General features: G+C 62.1%; 16 protein-coding genes. 9 read left to right on the forward strand and 7 right to left on the reverse strand.

Features of this window, described 5'->3' with window-relative positions:
• Positions 1-21 precede the first annotated feature (21 nt).
• The 7 genes from livH (at position 22) to nhaA (ending at position 7610) form a co-directional block, all read left to right on the forward strand.
• The gene (gene livH / locus INQ47_RS11775) at positions 22-945 is read left to right on the forward strand and encodes a high-affinity branched-chain amino acid ABC transporter permease LivH (RefSeq protein WP_008097482.1); all 924 of its coding nucleotides are present in this window, start codon (positions 22-24) and stop codon (positions 943-945) included.
• A complete protein-coding gene (locus INQ47_RS11780; RefSeq protein ID WP_404701734.1) occupies positions 942-2198 on the forward strand; it encodes a high-affinity branched-chain amino acid ABC transporter permease LivM in 1257 nt (418 codons plus the stop codon). Before livH ends, INQ47_RS11780 begins: the two co-directional genes overlap by 4 nt.
• Positions 2195-2962, forward strand: coding sequence for a high-affinity branched-chain amino acid ABC transporter ATP-binding protein LivG (gene livG, locus INQ47_RS11785; RefSeq protein WP_021785842.1), 768 nt, complete (start codon positions 2195-2197; stop codon positions 2960-2962). Before INQ47_RS11780 ends, livG begins: the two co-directional genes overlap by 4 nt.
• Positions 2963-3664 (forward strand): ABC transporter ATP-binding protein, encoded by a 702-nt coding sequence (locus INQ47_RS11790; protein ID WP_404701735.1) that lies wholly within the window; start codon positions 2963-2965, stop codon positions 3662-3664.
• Positions 3665-3752: 88 nt separating this feature from the next.
• Positions 3753-4427, forward strand: coding sequence for a COG3650 family protein (locus INQ47_RS11795; RefSeq protein WP_084850151.1), 675 nt, complete (start codon positions 3753-3755; stop codon positions 4425-4427).
• A gap of 103 nt (positions 4428-4530) precedes the next feature.
• The gene (locus INQ47_RS11800; RefSeq protein WP_019750617.1) at positions 4531-6138 is read left to right on the forward strand and encodes an NAD(P)/FAD-dependent oxidoreductase; all 1608 of its coding nucleotides are present in this window, start codon (positions 4531-4533) and stop codon (positions 6136-6138) included.
• Positions 6139-6416: 278 nt separating this feature from the next.
• Positions 6417-7610 carry a Na+/H+ antiporter NhaA gene (gene nhaA / locus INQ47_RS11805; protein WP_404701736.1) on the forward strand — a complete coding sequence of 398 codons (1194 nt, stop codon included), beginning with the start codon at positions 6417-6419 and terminating at the stop codon, positions 7608-7610.
• A 69-nt stretch (positions 7611-7679) separates the two neighbouring features.
• Here the strand turns inward: nhaA and INQ47_RS11810 are convergent, their stop codons facing one another.
• Complete coding sequence (locus INQ47_RS11810) at positions 7680-8144, reverse strand: glycine zipper 2TM domain-containing protein (RefSeq protein ID WP_009684613.1); 465 nt, start codon at positions 8142-8144, stop codon at positions 7680-7682.
• A gap of 147 nt (positions 8145-8291) precedes the next feature.
• Here INQ47_RS11810 and INQ47_RS11815 point away from each other — a divergent pair, with 147 nt between their 5' ends.
• Positions 8292-8525, forward strand: coding sequence for a hypothetical protein (locus INQ47_RS11815; RefSeq protein ID WP_404701737.1), 234 nt, complete (start codon positions 8292-8294; stop codon positions 8523-8525).
• A gap of 39 nt (positions 8526-8564) precedes the next feature.
• Here the strand turns inward: INQ47_RS11815 and pdxH are convergent, their stop codons facing one another.
• The 5 genes from pdxH to dinG form a co-directional block, all read right to left on the reverse strand.
• Positions 8565-9212: a pyridoxamine 5'-phosphate oxidase gene (pdxH, locus tag INQ47_RS11820; RefSeq protein WP_176685318.1), complete on the reverse strand. Its 648-nt coding sequence runs from the start codon at positions 9210-9212 to the stop codon at positions 8565-8567.
• A 19-nt stretch (positions 9213-9231) separates the two neighbouring features.
• Entirely contained in the window at positions 9232-10209 is a 978-nt protein-coding gene (locus tag INQ47_RS11825) for an OmpA family protein (protein ID WP_404701738.1), read from the reverse strand.
• Positions 10210-10308: 99 nt separating this feature from the next.
• Positions 10309-11454, reverse strand: a complete 1146-nt coding sequence (locus INQ47_RS11830; RefSeq protein ID WP_252459599.1) for a serine hydrolase domain-containing protein — start codon at positions 11452-11454, stop codon at positions 10309-10311.
• A gap of 133 nt (positions 11455-11587) precedes the next feature.
• Positions 11588-13822, reverse strand: coding sequence for a beta-galactosidase (locus INQ47_RS11835; protein WP_404701739.1), 2235 nt, complete (start codon positions 13820-13822; stop codon positions 11588-11590).
• A 79-nt stretch (positions 13823-13901) separates the two neighbouring features.
• Complete coding sequence (gene dinG, locus INQ47_RS11840; protein ID WP_252459597.1) at positions 13902-16046, reverse strand: ATP-dependent DNA helicase DinG; 2145 nt, start codon at positions 16044-16046, stop codon at positions 13902-13904.
• A gap of 98 nt (positions 16047-16144) precedes the next feature.
• Between dinG and INQ47_RS11845 the strand changes: the two genes are divergently transcribed.
• Entirely contained in the window at positions 16145-16609 is a 465-nt protein-coding gene (locus INQ47_RS11845; RefSeq protein ID WP_252459596.1) for a CopD family protein, read from the forward strand.
• Between the two features lie 121 nt (positions 16610-16730).
• On the opposite strand, the gene INQ47_RS11850 is transcribed toward INQ47_RS11845, so the two are convergent.
• Positions 16731-17006: a DUF1145 domain-containing protein gene (locus INQ47_RS11850; protein WP_252459595.1), complete on the reverse strand. Its 276-nt coding sequence runs from the start codon at positions 17004-17006 to the stop codon at positions 16731-16733.
• Positions 17007-17070: the final 64 nt, after the last annotated feature.

Here is a 17070-nt window from a genome sequence, read left to right on the forward strand (position 1 = left end):
CAGGTTTTTAGGAGCGCTGTAATGCCTGAGATCTACCATTTCTTCCAACAACTGGTTAATGGATTGACCATCGGCAGCACCTATGCCTTGATCGCCATCGGCTACACGATGGTGTACGGCATCATTGGCATGATCAACTTCGCCCACGGCGAGGTGTACATGATCGGTTCCTACGTGGCCTTCATCGCCCTGGCGGGCCTGGCCATGATGGGTATCCATTCGCTGCCGATCCTGATGACCGTCGCCTTCGTCGCGACGATCTTCGTCACCAGTGCCTATGGCTACAGCATCGAACGGGTTGCCTACCGCCCCCTGCGCAACAGCAACCGTCTGATCCCGCTGATTTCCGCCATCGGCATGTCGATTTTCCTGCAAAACACCGTCTTGCTTTCGCAGGACTCCAAGGACAAGTCCATCCCCAACCTGATCCCCGGGAGTTTCTCCTTCGGGCCAGGCGGTGCTGAAGAAGTACTGATCAGCTACATGCAGATCCTGGTGTTCGTCGTCACCCTGGTGGCCATGACACTGCTCACCCTGTTCATCTCTCGTTCCCGCCTGGGCCGCGCCTGCCGCGCCTGTGCCGAGGACATCAAGATGGCCAACCTGCTGGGCATCAACACCAACAACATCATCGCCCTCACCTTCGTCATCGGGGCCGCCCTGGCTGCCGTGGCGGCCGTGCTGCTGAGCATGCAGTACGGGGTGATCAACCCCAACGCCGGTTTCCTGGTGGGCCTGAAAGCCTTCACCGCAGCGGTGCTGGGGGGCATCGGCAGTATTCCGGGCGCCATGCTCGGTGGGCTGGTGCTGGGTGTAGCCGAAGCGTTTGGCGCCGACATCTTCGGCGACCAGTACAAGGACGTAGTGGCATTCGGCTTGTTGGTTCTTGTCCTGCTATTCCGGCCGACCGGCATCCTGGGCCGCCCGGAGGTTGAAAAAGTATGAACAAAAATCTCAAACAGGCGTTCTTCAGCGCCTTGCTGGTCTGGGCCGTGGCCTTCCCGGTGCTGGGCCTGAAACTGAGCATCGACGGCATCAGCCTGGTCGTGCACAGCCAGGGCTCGTTCACCATCAGCATCATCGCCGTGTGTTCGGTGCTGATGTTCCTGCGAGTGCTGTTCGACAAGCAGTGGAGTTCGGTGATGGGCCGCCGTTCGGATCGCAAGCTGATCCCCGCGGCAGTCAGCAACTACCTCACCCTGCCCAAGACCCAGCGCTATGTCATCATCGGGTTGATCGTGATGGCACTGGTATGGCCATTCTTCGGCTCTCGCGGTGCGGTCGACATCGCCACGCTGATCCTGATCTACGTGTTGCTGGGCCTGGGCCTGAACATCGTGGTCGGCCTGGCGGGCCTGCTCGACCTCGGCTACGTGGGCTTCTATGCCGTCGGGGCCTACAGCTACGCCATGCTTTCGCATTACCTGGGCTGGAGCTTCTGGGTGTGCCTGCCGATTGCCGGCCTGATGGCAGCCACATTCGGCTTCCTGCTCGGCTTCCCGGTGCTGCGCCTGCGCGGTGACTACCTGGCGATCGTGACACTCGGCTTCGGCGAGATCATCCGCCTGTTCCTGCGCAACCTCACCGACTGGACCGGCGGCCCCAACGGCATCAGCAACATCCCCAAGCCGGAGCTCTTCGGCCTGACCTTCGAACGCCGTGCAGCCGAGGGCATGCAGACTTTCCACGAGTACTTCGGGCTGCCATACAACTCGATCAACAAGGTCATCTTCCTGTACCTGGTGGCTCTGCTGCTGGCCTTGCTGGCGTTGTTCGTGATCAACCGCCTGCTGCGTATGCCAATCGGTCGTGCCTGGGAAGCACTGCGTGAAGATGAGATCGCCTGCCGTGCACTGGGCCTGAACCCGACCGTGATCAAGCTCTCGGCATTCACCTTGGGTGCCTGCTTCGCCGGTTTTGCCGGCAGCTTCTTCGCCGCGCGCCAAGGCCTGGTGACGCCGGAGTCGTTCACCTTCATCGAGTCGGCGATCATCCTCGCCATCGTCGTGCTTGGCGGCATGGGCTCACAACTGGGCGTGATTCTCGCGGCCATCGTGATGATCCTGCTGCCTGAGCTGATGCGTGAGTTCAGCGAATACCGGATGCTGATGTTCGGTGCGTTGATGGTGTTGATGATGATCTGGCGTCCGCAAGGCCTGCTGCCTATGCAACGTCCACAGATGGAGCTGCCCCGATGAGCCGCGAAATTCTGCAAGTCAGCGGCCTGAGCATGCGCTTTGGCGGCTTGTTGGCGGTCAACGGCGTGGGCCTGACCGTCAAGGAGAAACAGGTAGTGGCGCTGATCGGCCCGAACGGCGCCGGCAAGACCACCGTGTTCAACTGCCTGACCGGCTTTTACAAGCCCAGCGGCGGCACCATCCTGCTCGATGGCCAGCCGATCCAGGGCCTGGCCGGCCACCAGATTGCCCGCAAGGGCGTGGTGCGAACCTTCCAGAACGTGCGCCTGTTCAAGGAAATGACCGCGCTGGAAAACCTGCTTATCGCCCAGCACCGCCACCTCAACACCAACTTCTTCGCCGGCCTGTTCAAGACTCCGGGTTTCCGCCGCAGCGAGAAGGAAGCCCTGGAGCGTGCGCAGTACTGGCTGGAGAAGGTCAACCTTACCGAGTTCGCCAACCGCACCGCCGGCACCCTTGCCTACGGCCAGCAGCGTCGCCTGGAAATTGCCCGCTGCATGATGACCCAGCCACGTATCATCATGCTGGACGAACCTGCCGCAGGCCTGAACCCGAAAGAAACCGAAGACCTCAAGGCCCTGATCGCCTACCTGCGTGAGTCACACAGCGTCACCGTACTGCTGATCGAGCACGACATGAAGCTGGTGATGAGCATCTCTGACCATATTGTGGTCATCAACCAGGGCACCCCCCTGGCCCACGGCACACCGGAAGAGATCCGCGATAACCCTGATGTGATCAAAGCCTACCTGGGGGAAGCGTAAATGCTGAAGTTTGAAAACGTTTCCACCTTCTATGGCAAGATCCAGGCGCTGCACAGCGTCAACGTGGAGATCAACCAAGGCGAAATCGTCACCCTGATCGGCGCCAACGGTGCCGGCAAGTCGACCTTGCTCATGACCCTGTGCGGCTCGCCGCAGGCGCACAGCGGCAGCATCAAGTATCTGGGTGAAGAACTGGTCGGCCAGCCGTCCTCGCACATCATGCGCAAAAGCATCGCCGTTGTGCCGGAAGGCCGCCGTGTGTTTGCCCGCCTGACCGTCGAGGAAAACCTGGCAATGGGTGGTTTCTTCACCGACAAGGGCGACTACCAGGAGCAACTGGACAAGGTGTTGCAACTGTTCCCGCGCCTGAAGGAGCGCTACATGCAGCGTGGCGGCACCATGTCCGGCGGCGAGCAGCAAATGCTGGCCATCGGCCGGGCGCTGATGAGCAAGCCCAAGCTGCTGCTGCTCGACGAGCCTTCGCTGGGCCTGGCGCCGATCATCATCCAGCAGATCTTCGACATCATCGAACAGCTGCGCCGCGATGGCGTGACGGTGTTCCTGGTGGAGCAGAATGCCAACCAGGCACTGAAGATCGCTGACCGGGCTTATGTGCTGGAGAACGGTCGGGTGGTGATGCAGGGTACGGGGGAAGCACTGTTGATCGACCCGAAAGTGCGCGACGCGTACCTGGGGGGTTGAATGAAAAAGGGCCTTCGGGCCCTTTTTTCTGCCTGCAGGACGTGTATCGTGGCCAGCTCTTTGGCAAAGATTCCCCGGAGCCCGCCCCATGCGCCTCACCCCTACCCTGCTGCTCAGTGCCCTGCTGCCCCTGTTCGCTGGCTGTCAGTTACTGGCTGAGCAGCCCCGTGACCCGAACATCGGCACCACGCGCATGCAGGGCGAACTGAGCGCCAATGGCGGCCGCCTGTTGTTCAAGCCCTGCAGCGAAGCACGCCGCTTCGTGATCAATGACGTCGCCGGCACCGGCATCCTGCCGGAGGCCGCCAACCTGGCCAAGGACGCCAACGCCAAGTTGTTCGCCGACGTGCGCGGTCGCCTCACTGGCGCCAAGCAGGCCGACAACGACGGCCAGCTGGAGGTCAGCCGCCTGTACCGCCTGGAACCCTCCACCCGCGCTTGCGACGACCCCAACTTCAAGCAGCTGACCCTGCGCGCCAACGGCCATGAACCGGACTGGGACATCAAGGCCAGCGGCAAGGGCATGGTCATCGAGCGAATCGGCCAGCCCCCCCTACCCTTGCCGTTCCTGGAAGAAGAAGTACCCGGTGGCGGCTTGACCCTGACCAGCGAAGCCAACGGCCAGCACGTGGAACTGTGGGTCGCTCCGCAGCGCTGTGCAGATATCGCCACTGGCGCCATCCACCACCTGCGCGCCGAACTGCGCATCGACGGCAAGACCTTGCAGGGCTGTGCTTACTACGGCGGCGCACGCGACAACTGATCACCGGGCGTTTTTATCCTGCCAGTAGGGGCAGCGAACAGCTTATACTTGGCGGTTTGTGTAAAGCCGCCGGCCGCCCATGGCCGGGATACTGGACCCTGCCATGCTACGAATCACCGAACTGAAGCTGCCCCTGGACCATCCTGACGAAGCGTTGCGCGAAGCCATCGTCCAGCGCCTGGGCATCCGCGACGAGCAACTGCTCAGCTTCAACCTGTTCAAGCGCAGCTACGATGCGCGCAAGAAGAACAGCGAACTGCTGTTCATCTACACCATCGACCTGGAAGCCAGCAACGAGGCCGAGCTGCTCAGCAAGTTCGCTGATGATCGCAACATCGGCCCTGCGCCAGATGTCACCTACAAGTTCGTCGGCCAGGCCCCGGCAGGCCTGCAGGAGCGCCCGATCGTGGTCGGTTTCGGCCCGTGCGGCATCTTTGCCGGCCTGTTGCTGGCACAGATGGGCTTCAAGCCGATCATCCTCGAACGCGGCAAGGAAGTGCGCCAGCGCACCAAGGACACCTGGGGCCTGTGGCGTAAAAGCGTGCTCAACCCTGAGTCCAACGTGCAGTTCGGTGAAGGCGGCGCTGGCACCTTCTCCGACGGCAAGCTCTACAGCCAGATCAAGGACCCGCAACACCACGGCCGCAAAGTGCTGGAAGAATTCGTCAAGGCCGGTGCGCCGGACGAAATCCTGTACATCAACAAGCCGCACATCGGCACCTTCCGCCTCACCGGCATGGTCGAACAGATGCGCCAGGACATGATCGCCCTGGGAGCCGAAGTGCGCTTCCAGGAAAAAGTCACCGACCTGTTGATCGAAGATGGCCAACTGACCGGTGTAGTGCTTGAGAGCGGCGAACAGCTGCACTCTCGCCATGTGGTATTGGCCCTGGGCCACAGCGCCCGCGACACCTTCCGCATGTTGCATGCCAAAGGTGTCTACATGGAAGCCAAGCCGTTCTCGGTGGGCTTCCGTATCGAGCACCCGCAAACGCTGATCGACAAGGCACGCCTGGGCAAGTATGCCGGCCACCCGAAACTGGGTGCTGCCGATTACAAGCTGGTGTATCACGCCAAAAATGGCCGCTCGGTGTACAGCTTCTGCATGTGTCCGGGTGGCACCGTGGTCGCGGCTACCAGTGAGCCAGGCCGAGTCGTCACCAACGGCATGAGCCAGTATTCGCGTAACGAGCGCAACGCCAACTCCGGCATCGTCGTCGGCATCGACCCCGAGCGCGACTACCCAGGTGGCCCGTTGGCCGGTATCGAACTGCAGGAGCGCCTGGAAGCGCACGCCTATGTAATGGGCGGCAGCAACTACCAGGCACCGGCGCAACTGGTGGGTGACTTTGTCGCCGGCCGGCCCTCCACCGCACTGGGCAGTGTCGAGCCGTCCTACAAGCCAGGTGTGACCTTGGGAGACCTGGCACCGAGCCTGCCGGACTTCGCCATCGAGGCGATCCGTGAGGCACTGCCGGCGTTCGACCGGCAGATCAAGGGCTATAACCTGCATGATGCGGTGTTGACCGGGATCGAGACGCGTACCTCGTCGCCACTGCGGATTACCCGGGGTGAGGATTACCAGAGCCTGAACCTCAAGGGGCTGTTCCCGGCGGGTGAAGGGGCCGGGTATGCGGGCGGGATCCTGTCAGCCGGTGTGGATGGTATTCGTATCGCCGAGGCGGTGGCGCGGGATATGCTCGGCCTCTGACTCTTTATCGACTGACAGGGCCTCGTCGCGGGTAAACCCGCTTCTACTCGGGACAATGATTTCCTGTAGGAGCGGGTTTACCCGCGAAAGGGCCGGGTCCGGCATCAGACTATTCCAGCACCTACTCCAGACTTCCCCTCCCCCATCCTTCCCCAAATCCATCTAGGCTTGCCGCAGGCCTGTCAGCAACAACATATAACAAAAACGAATATGTCTTTTTGTTTGAAAGCATATCTCCACAAACTAGGGTGTACGCCCGTACCCTTCGTAAACTGCTCATGGAGAGCCTACAGCCCGTGCGTAGCCTGTTTACCCGTTTCTTCCAGCTCGAAGCTGCCAGCGGCCTGCTGCTGATCGCTGCCGCCGTTCTGGCCCTGGTCATCAACAACTCGCCGCTGTCCTACCTGTACAACGGCTTGCTCGACGTACCCGTCGCCGTTCAGGTCGGCGCGCTTAAAATCGCCAAGCCATTGCTGCTATGGATCAACGACGGCCTGATGGCCCTGTTCTTCCTGCTCATCGGCCTGGAGGTCAAACGCGAGGTGGTCGACGGACACCTGTCCAAGCCCTCACAAGTAATCCTGCCTGCCACCGCTGCCGTGGGCGGCATGGTGGTGCCAGCGCTGATCTACTGGTTCATCAACCGTGACAACCCTGCAGCCGTGGCCGGCTGGGCAATCCCTACCGCCACCGACATCGCCTTCGCCCTCGGTGTCCTGGCCCTGCTCGGCAAACGCATCCCCGTGTCACTGAAGTTGTTCCTGATGACCCTGGCGATCATCGACGACCTGGGTGCGATCATTGTCATCGCCCTGTTCTACTCCGGCACCCTGTCGAGTGTGTCGCTGCTGCTGGCTGCAGCCTGCCTGGTGGTGCTGGTGGCGATGAACCGGCTTGGCGTGGTCAAGCTCGGCCCCTACATGATCGTTGGCCTGATCCTGTGGGTCTGCGTGCTCAAGAGTGGCGTGCATGCCACCTTGGCCGGTGTCGCCCTGGCCTTGTGCATTCCGCTGCGTACACGCAATGCTGAACCGTCGCCTCTGCTGGCGCTGGAACACGCCCTGCACCCTTGGGTGGCCTACGCCATCCTGCCACTTTTCGCCTTCTCCAATGCCGGCGTTTCGCTGGCAGACATGACTGTAGACAGCTTCACCCACCCGGTGCCGATGGGCATCACGGTCGGCCTGTTGCTAGGCAAAACCGTAGGGGTTTTCGGCCTGACCTGGGTGGCGGTCAAGCTACGCCTGGCCGCACTGCCGGCAGGTGCTGGTTGGGGGCAAATATTGGGGGTAGCGATACTCTGCGGCATTGGCTTCACCATGAGCCTGTTCGTTGGCTCGCTCGCCTTCGCCCCGGGTAGCAGCGAGTACGCCGGCATGGACCGCATGGGTATTCTTACTGGTTCGTTCTTTGCCGCAGTGATCGGCTACGCCGTCACCGCAATGGCCAGTCGCAAAACCAGCGTTGCCTGACTTGGCTGAAGCATGAAAAAACCCCGACTGGCAGCAGCCATGTCGGGGTTTTGTTTTACTGCGTTACGGTCAGTGCGAAACGCGACTGGTACCGTCAACAGTCATGATGCGCACGCGGTCGCCAACACGGAAGATTTCGTTCTCCTGCACGGCCTGCACATAGGCGCGCATGCTGCCATCATCTTCACGAACGGTAATTTCGACACCTTGGGTACGGGTCAGGCCTTCTTCTGCTGCGGAACCCGCCAAGCCACCCGCCACGGCACCGATCACGGCAGCCACGATGCTGCCCCGGCCACCGCCCACGGCGCTGCCGGCTACGCCACCCACAATGGCACCAGCACCGCCGCCAATCGGGGTCTTGGTGCCCTCGATCTTGACCGGACGCAGGGATTCGATGGTGCCCATACGCACGGTTTGCACGCGGCGGGCTTCGTCACGGGAGTAGCTGTCACCGGTCAGGCTCGAGGCACAGCCCCCCAGCAGCAGCGACATGGTGGTAAAGGTCGCCACCAGCAAAGCGGATTTACGCATGGGTAAAGTCTCCATAAGTCAGGTGCTCATTAGACGCTGCACATTGACGGCTGTCACGGTACAAACGTAATAAAATTGTTTTCATTCAGCCGGGGTACAGCCTGCCGGGCTGTGTCGAAGGCCTTTCAAGTGAGACCAAGAATAGCCATGGATTACTTCATCGTCGTGGTCACCACCGTTACAGGACTGTATTTCCACTGGTGGCTGTATGTGCGAATGCGCCGCTGGATGGACCGTGACCTGGCCTTGTCGCTGGCAGGGGCTGATCCTGAAAAACGCGCGTTCATGCTTGAAAGGTTGGCGCAGGCGCGGCAGGAGAAGGTGGGGCGTAAGCAACTACCGGGGTGGTTGGAGCGCGAGGCGGCGGGATATACGGGGTAGCTTGATCGATGGCTGGGGCCGCTAGGCAGCCCCAGTTACTCAGGGTGCCAGCCGCTCTCGCAGCCACTGCCCATCCACCAGCCGATAGTTCAACCGATCATGCAGGCGGCTTGCGCGCCCCTGCCAGAACTCGATGCGCTCTGGCAACAAACGGTATCCCCCCCAATGCTCAGGGCAATGCGGCTGGGTGTCGGAGAAACGCGCTTCAGTGGCCTTTACCAGGCCCTCCAGTTCCTCACGCCCGGCAATCACGCGGCTCTGTGGCGAGGCCCAGGCCCCCAGGCGGCTGCCCAGCGGGCGTACCTGGTAGTAGGCATCCGACTCCTGCGCCGTAACCTTCTGCACACGGCCTTCGATGCGTACCTGCCGCTCCAGCGCTGGCCAGAAGAAGGTCATTGCAGCAAAGGGGTTGGCTTGCAGTTGCTGGCCCTTGGCGCTGTCATAGTTGGTGAAGAAGGTGAACCCCTGCTCGTCGAGCCCCTTCAACAGCAATACACGGCAATGCGGGCGACCTTCGCCGTCCACGGTGGCCAAGGTCATGGCATTGGCTTCCACCGGTACCTGCTCGGTTTTCACCGCATCGGCGAACCACTGGTGGAACAGGGCGAACGGCTCCCCCGGTGCCTGGGCTTCGGTCAGGCCATCACGCGTGTAGTCGCGGCGCATATCGGCCAGGGATTGGGTCATTACTGCGGTTCCTTGACGATCAGTTGGTCTTCGCAGGGCTGTTGGCAGCTACTTTCTTGTCAATAGTAGCTTTTTTGGCTGCAGGCTTGGCCGGTGCAGCTTTTTTCTTGGCTGCAGTCTTCGCAGGTGTTTTGGCCTTGGCTACAGGTTTCTTCGCCGCAGTTTTGGCAGCCGGCTTGGTGCCAGTGGCCTTGGCGGCTGGCGCCTTGGCATCCTGCACTGCCACCATCGAGGCTGGGGCTGGTGCCGGGGTGGCCTGCTGGTATTTGGCCAGGAGTGCGACCATGGTGTTCTGCGGGGTCAGCAACATTTCCACGCGGCGGTTCAGGGCGCGCCCCTCGGCGCTGTCGTTGGCAGCGCGCGGCATCACCGAGCCCATACCCTTGAGGGTCAGGCGGTCACGCTGCAGGCCGCTGAGGCGGAAGATGGCCGATACCGAAGCGGCGCGCTCCAGGCTGAGCTTCTGGTTGGCAACGGCGGCACCGCTGCTGTCGGCATGGCCCAGTACCAGCACGGCAGTCTTGGGGTCGCCTTCGACAGTCTTGGCGACGCGGGTGATCGGGCCCAGGGACATGGGCAGCAGCATGTTCGGGCGATCAGGATTGTACGAGCTGTCCACCGGCAGGGTTACCGCCAGCACATTGTCGCGACGCTCCAGTTCCAGCTTGCTGTCCTTGATCGCTTCGCGCAGCTTGGGCTCGTATTCGTCCAGCCAGGCCTGGGTGGCCTTCTGGTCAATCTTCGGCACCACCGGCCCCTTGGCTTGCTTGTCGTCACCGCCAAACGGCCACCACCAGCGGCTGGCGCTTTCGGATTTGGCATCGGCTTTGGCCACGTTTTCAGTGACGGCTGACTTCACTTGCTGCTCGGCAACCTTGTCCGAACCGAAAGGCCACCAGCTGGAACCACCTTCCTTGGAGCCGTCCGGGGAGTGGCTGGCGCAGCCGGTAGCGGCGGTCAGGCACAGGGCGAGTGCTAAGGTTTTATGTGAAGACATCAGCGATACACCATGAAATAGAAAGATATTTTGCCCAGGGACTTCAGGCCTTGGCATTGAGGATAGTCAAAGGGGTGTGGCAATACCCGCATTACCCGATCAAAGGCAACTGGCAAGAACGCGTACCAGTTTCTGGGCCCGTGGGTCCATCAGCACATAAGGGCCGAGGGTATTGACCACAAAACCGAAGGCCACATCGTGCTCCGGGTCGGCAAAACCAACCGAACCACCGGCACCGGGGTGACCAAAGGCGCGGGCGCCGAGGCCAAAAGTGGCATTCGCCACATCGGGCTGGTCGAGCATGCAGCCCAGGCCGAAACGGGTCTGGGTGAGCAAGGTACGGTCCTGGCCGAGGCTGTGCTCGCGGGTCAGCTCATCGAGCAGTTCGGATTCAAGCAGGCTGCCGTCCAGCAGCCCGGCATAGAACCCCGCTAAGCTGCGTGCGTTGCCATGGCCATTGGCCGCTGGCTGCTGCATGCGCCGCCATTCCGGTTTGTTGGTGCTGGTCAGTATCGCGGGCGGGTTGGTAAATGCCCGGGTCGACAGTGCCTCAGGCTCACGCATGGTCACCTGCAGCAAGCGTTGCGCTGCGGCATCTCCAGCATTGCCCTTACCACGGGCGATATGTGCGACGCGGTGAAACTCTTCGTCCGCCAGGCCAACATGGAAATCCAGCCCCAACGGGCGGGCGGTGCGTGCCACGATCGAGTCGCCAGGACCACGGCCGTCGGCACGGCGAATCAGTTCGCCGATCAGCCAGCCATAGGTGATGGCGGCATAGCCGTGTTCTGTGCCTGGCGTCCACCACGGAGTCTCAGCAGCCAGGGCATCGACCATGACCTGCCAGTCATACAAGGCTTCGGCCGGCAGCAGCTCACGAATGGCCGGCAAGCCGGCACGGTGGCTGAGCAGCTGGCGCAAGGTGATCGACTGCTTACCCGCCTGGGCAAACTCGGGCCAGTAGTTGGCCACCGGGGCATCGAGGGCCAACTTGCCCTCGCCGACTAGCTGCAGGGCGGTAACGGCCGCGAAGGTCTTGGTGCAGGAGAACAGGTTGGCGATGGTATCGCTGTGCCAGGCCTGCTGGCCGTCCTTGTCGGCACTGCCAGCCCACAGGTCAACGACGGTTTCGCCACCCACCTGGATGCACAGCGCGGCGCCACGCTCCTGGGGATCATCGAACAGCGCGGCAAAGGCTTCGCGCACAGCTTCGAACTTCAGCTCATAGTGACCCTGGATCTGCACCCGCTGCTCTCCGTACGACCATATCCAAAAAGGTGTGCATTGTTTCAGTAGTTGGGTGTTTTGCAAACTGGCTTGGGCCAAGTGGTCGTGACACAAGGCCCTCCTTACCTAAGTTGACTGCATCAACCTGAACTCAGGGAGCCGGTTTTTCCAGCTCGGCACGCAGCTGGTTCATGGTGTGCTGATTGCTTTTGCGCACGGCATCGACAAACCCTGGATATGGCATATCGGTAATCGCCACCAGCCCGAGGTGACCGTTCTCACCATCAAGCAAGCGACCGCTGGCCGGTTGGTCGAGGTACTGGAACCAGTGCGCGCCAACGATCATCGGCTGCGCCAGGGCCGCCTTGAGGAAGTTTGCGTAGGCCGGGCCGCGATCCTCTTCCCGCGCCAGCTCCAATGGCCCCGGCCAGAACGGCCCGCGATCACGCGAGCCGAACTGGAACTCGGACACCAGCACCGGCTTGTCCAGCTCCGCCAGGCGGGCAAAGTCGTAGCCGTCCTGTGGCTTGAGGGTATAGAAGTTGAAGCTCAGTACATCGCAGAACTCGGCGCAGGCCTTGACCGCCTCCGGTGTGCTGACCGCATAACGGCCACCCAGGAGCATGTGATTGGGCGCATGCCACTTCAACGAATCTGAAATGGTCTTGAAGTAGGTCTCGGCAAATACCCGCTGGAAGTGCTGGTAGTCACGCTCGATTTCCGGGTGCTCCGGGTTAGGCAACGGCGCCTCGAAGCCTGGATCTTCCATGAGTTCCCAAGCGGTCAGTTCGATGCCCCAGGCCTTGGACAGCCCCTCCTGGTTGCGATACTTGTCACGCAGCTGCTTGAGAAACGCACGCTTGGCTGGCACGTCGGTGGTCAGGCGCAAGGTGCCGTAGGCCAGGCCATAACGGGCCTTGGGGTCGCTTCCGGGGGCAGCCCAGGCCAGCTCGTTGTCCGCAAAGTAGCCGATCAACCAAGGGTCATCACGGTGATCGCGAGCGGCAATGGCCACGGCACGTTCGGTGGCCATGGCAAAACGCGGGTCGAACGGGTCGGGCATGCGCCCCCACCAGTCCATGCCAGTGCTGATGCTGGCGTAGTCGCCCTCGATCGACAGCGGCAAGGTATACGGCATGCGTCTGGCTTGGCCAAGAGCCGGCTCGCTCCAGTTGCCAAGGGTGTTGAATCCCCAGGCCTGAAGGCGGTCAAGCGCGTGCGCCTGCCAGCGGTCGGCATCCAGCGCCGGCGGTGCGCAGTCGGCTGGCTGGCCCTCCACCGCAGGCGGGCAGGGTTTGCCGTAGGCACGCTGCAGGTTGGCGGCGTAGAAGTCGAACCAACGCCCCTGCTTGAAATTGCGCCCTTGCGACGAGGCATTGCCATCGTCGTTGTTGCTTTCGCCATAGAACGCGGCCAGGGCATCGCCCTCGGCGGGCAGGGCCTTGAACATGCCTTCGCGCCCGGCGACATACGTACGCCCGCCGTCTGCCGCCACGGCGTTCACCCCCAAAGAATAGAACGGGTGCCCATCCGGCGTTACCAGATACCAGCGGCCATCACGCTTTTCAGTGCGAAAGAAGCCCTTGGCTGCAAAGGCCGGCCCGCCCACCAGGCCACCGTAAGCGTCCAACTGCTGCTTGCTGCGCTCCGCCAACCAGCCCTTGAGCTGTTGCTGTTCACGGGTATTGGCCGCCTTGAGCTGCTCGTCACTGGATACCTTCTCGGGCCAGGTCCCGCGAGTCGACTGGCCATGGGCATCAATCAGCTCGTGATAGGCCGCCCTGTACGCCTGGTCGTCATCCTGGATGCCGACACGCTCGATCAACAGGCTCTGCGCCACCTTGGGGCTGGGGATGCTCAGGCTGACCGAGGTCACCTGCTTGAGGTCGACTGCACCGGCACTGCTGGTCAAAAGGAGGCGCTGACCACCGTGGGTCCACGGCATCGGCGGGCCGGCGCGCATGCCTTGGTCCAGCGGCGAACTGGCTGTCAGCGGCACCATCACCGTTTGCGCGGGGCCAGCGGGCAGGTCGATACGGCTGGTCAAGGTGCGCCCATCGCTGCCTTGCACCGTAACATCCACGGTCAATGCCCAATCCATGGCACTTTGCAGGCGCAAGGTCAGGAACTGCCCCGCAGACCAGTCCCACACCCCGCTCTGCGGGCTCAGGCGAAGGGTCGGCTGCTGCGCCGGGTTGAACACCACACGCCGCAACACCTCGCCCTCAGCCGTTTGTTCCGCGTTGTACTGCGGCATGCCGGCATCCACGGTCGCCACATTGACCACCGAGGCCGGGCGCACGAAGCTGAACAGCGTTTGCTGCTCGGCCAGCAAGGGCGAACTGCACAACAAGGCGAAAACGGCGGGCAGGGTGCGGCGGATCATAAGGCGGGGGCTCTCCTTCAGGACCCTGATGGGCCCAAGACGAGTAATGGACAATGCGCCGGAGCAAGTGCTCCGGCGATCAGGAAATTTCCCGCCGGAACGGCGGTAGCGCATTGAGAATAGCCTTGCCGTAACGCTGCGTGACCAAGCGCCGGTCAAGCAAGGTGATGACGCCGCGATCCTGCTCGGTACGCAGAAGGCGACCGCAGGCCTGGATCAGCTTCAACGAGGCGTCCGGCACGGCAATTTCCATGAACGGGTTACCGCCACGTGCCTCGATCCACTCGGCCAGCGCAGCTTCGACCGGGTCGTCGGGCACAGCAAAGGGAATCTTGGCGATGACGACGTGCTCGCAATACGCACCCGGCAGGTCGACACCTTCGGCAAAGCTGGCCAGGCCAAACAGCACGCTGTGCTGGCCATCGTCGACCCTCGCCTTGTGCTTGTTCAGGGTTTCCTGCTTTGAAAGATTGCCCTGGATGAGTACCAGCTTGCGCCAGTCACGGTCCAGACCATCAAACACATCCTGCATCTGTTTGCGTGACGAGAACAACACCAGCGCGCCACGGGCATCTTCGACGATGTTCGGTAGCTCGCGGATGATCGCTGCAGTGTGCGCCGCAGCATCGCGGGGGTCGGCCTTCAGGTCGGGGACCCGCAAAAGACCGGCATCGCCATGCACAAACGGGCTGGGCACCACACAAGTGATGGCGTCGCGCGGCAACCCCGAACGCATGCGGAAACGGTCGAACTTGCCCAGCGCGGTCAGCGTCGCCGAGGTCACCAGCGCACCGTGCGCCACGCTCCACAGGCTGCGCCGCAGCATTTCTGCGGCGAGGATGGGGCTGGCGTTGACTTCGATGTCGAACAGCGCGCCACTCTCGGCCAAGGTCAGCCAGCGCGCCATGGGCGGGCTGTCTTCCGGGTCTTCGGCAGTGAAGGCCGTCCACAGCTCCCAGTTGCCCTGGGCACGGGTGACCAGGCTGCCGAACAGCGGATACCACTCTTCGGCCTGATGGCTGGCGATGCCGATGTTGACCTCACCGTCCATGCCTTCCTTGAGCAGGTCAGCCAGGCGGGTGAACAGATCGTTGAGGCGGGCAAAGCCCTTTTTCAGTTCGATGCCCACTTCGCGAATCTGCTCCGGCACCACCCCACCCTCGAAACGGTAACGCGGGCGTTCACGGCCTTCGGTGTCCTCGCTGGGACGGAAGTCGGCTACCTGTTCACAAAGGGTGAACATGAACTGCTGCTGGGTGCGTACTTCTCGCGCCAGCTCCGGCACCTGCTCGATGTACTTGCCCAAGTCGCCGGGCAGCGGATGCTGGGCCAGCAATTTGGTCAGGTTCTTGGCGGTCTGTTCCAGCCAGTCGGCGGTGGAACGCAGCCGCGAATAATGGGCGAAATGGCCGATGGCCTTGTCTGGCAGATGATGGCCTTCGTCGAACACGTACATGGTATCGCGCGGGTCGGGTAATACCGCGCCGCCACCCAGGGCCAGGTCGGCCAGGACCATGTCGTGGTTGGTGACGATCACATCGACCTTGCCCATGCCTTCGCGGGCCTTGTAGAACACGCACTGCTGGAAGTTGGGGCAGTGGCGGCCGGTGCACTGGCTGTGGTCGGTGGTCAGCCGTGCCCAGTCCTGGTCTTCCAGGGCCTCAGGCCAGCTGTCGCGGTCACCGTCCCAGCGGTTGCCGGCAAGCTTCTCGATCATGCTGTTGAACAACTTCTGGCTGCGCTCGTCGACTTCGATGCGGAAGCCTTCTTCTTCGAACAACTGAGCCGTGGCTGACTGGGCGTGGCCTTCCTGCAGCAGGATGTCGAGCTTGGACAAGCACAGATAGCGGCCACGGCCCTTGGCCAGGGCGAAGCTGAAGTTGAGGCCGCTGCTGCGCATCAGGTCGGGCAGGTCCTTGAAGACGATCTGCTCTTGCAGGGCCACGGTAGCCGTGGCGATCACAAGGCGTTTGCCGGCGGCCTTGGCCGCCGGGATGGCAGCCAGGCTGTAGGCTACCGTCTTGCCGGTACCAGTGCCCGCTTCCACGGCCACCACGGCAGGCTCGCCAGCGCGGCGGCCTTCATCGTCGCAGGCAATGTCGCCAAGTACCTTGGCCACTTCGGCGATCATCAGGCGCTGGCCATAGCGCGGTTTGAGGCTCTTGGCTTCGAGAAAACGCGAATAGGCGCCCTGGATAGTGGCTTTGAGTTCGTTGCTGATCATGGTCTGCAGGCGCCCGGAGGGCTGGATATATTTTCAGTGTTTCGCATGGGGCGGCTATCATACCCCGCTATTGCCCTTTCTGCCGCATGGAGATCCGAATGCTCGCCTTTGCCCTGCCCTACACATTGCATGTTCTGGCCGCCCTCGTCTGGGTCGGCGGCATGTTCTTCGCCTGGCTGGTGCTGCGCCCGGCAACGGTTGCAGCCCTGGAAGGGCCTGCCCGCCTGCGCTTGTGGGTGGAAGTTTTCCGACGCTTCTTCGGCTGGGTCTGGCTGGCGGTGGCGATTTTGGCGATAAGTGGTATCGGCATGTTGCACATGCGCTTCAGCGGTTTCGAAACGGCGCCCCGGTACGTGCACGTGATGATCGGTGGCGGGATCGCCATGCTTGCCTTGTTCATGCGCATTCAGGCGTTGCTGCTGCCGGAATTGAAGGCAGCAGTGCAGGCCGAGGACTGGCCGACGGGGGCGGCGGTGCTGGGGCGCATTCGGCGGATGGTGGGTATCAATCTGCTGCTGGGGCTGGCCGTGGTTGCGGTGGCCAGTTCGCGGCTGGTGCTCTGACAGGTTCTGCGCGCAACCTGTAGCGAAGCCGGCGCCACGGTGGATGTCACCAGCGTTGCCGGTGTTCGCGGGCAAGCCCCTCCAGCAAGGGGCCGCAGTGAGAATCAGAGCCGCTGCAAGATCAGTTCACCCGCGGCGCCTTCCGCGCACGGGGAATGGACATCACATGGAAGATACCCGTCAACAGTATTTGCAAACGGTCAAACCAGCGGTGACTGCGTCCGCGCAGGCTGCGATTGAAGAACAGCACTTCAAGCAGGTGCAGGCCCAACAAGAAGATGCCAGCAGCATTGATCAGCAGATTGAAGGGCAAGGGTTGTGGCATCAACTGATTGAACAATACCACCCCCCAGAAAGCGACCGTCAGGACCTTGCCCAGGCCCAGGATGAACTTCATACCCCGCCCCTATAGATTGTTCTCATGTCGAGGCAGCCTGATCGAGCAAACCATGCGAACAACA

Source organism: Pseudomonas sp. 3HC3, assembly GCF_044904505.1.
Taxonomy (GTDB): Bacteria; Pseudomonadota; Gammaproteobacteria; order Pseudomonadales; family Pseudomonadaceae; genus Aquipseudomonas; species Aquipseudomonas putida_Y.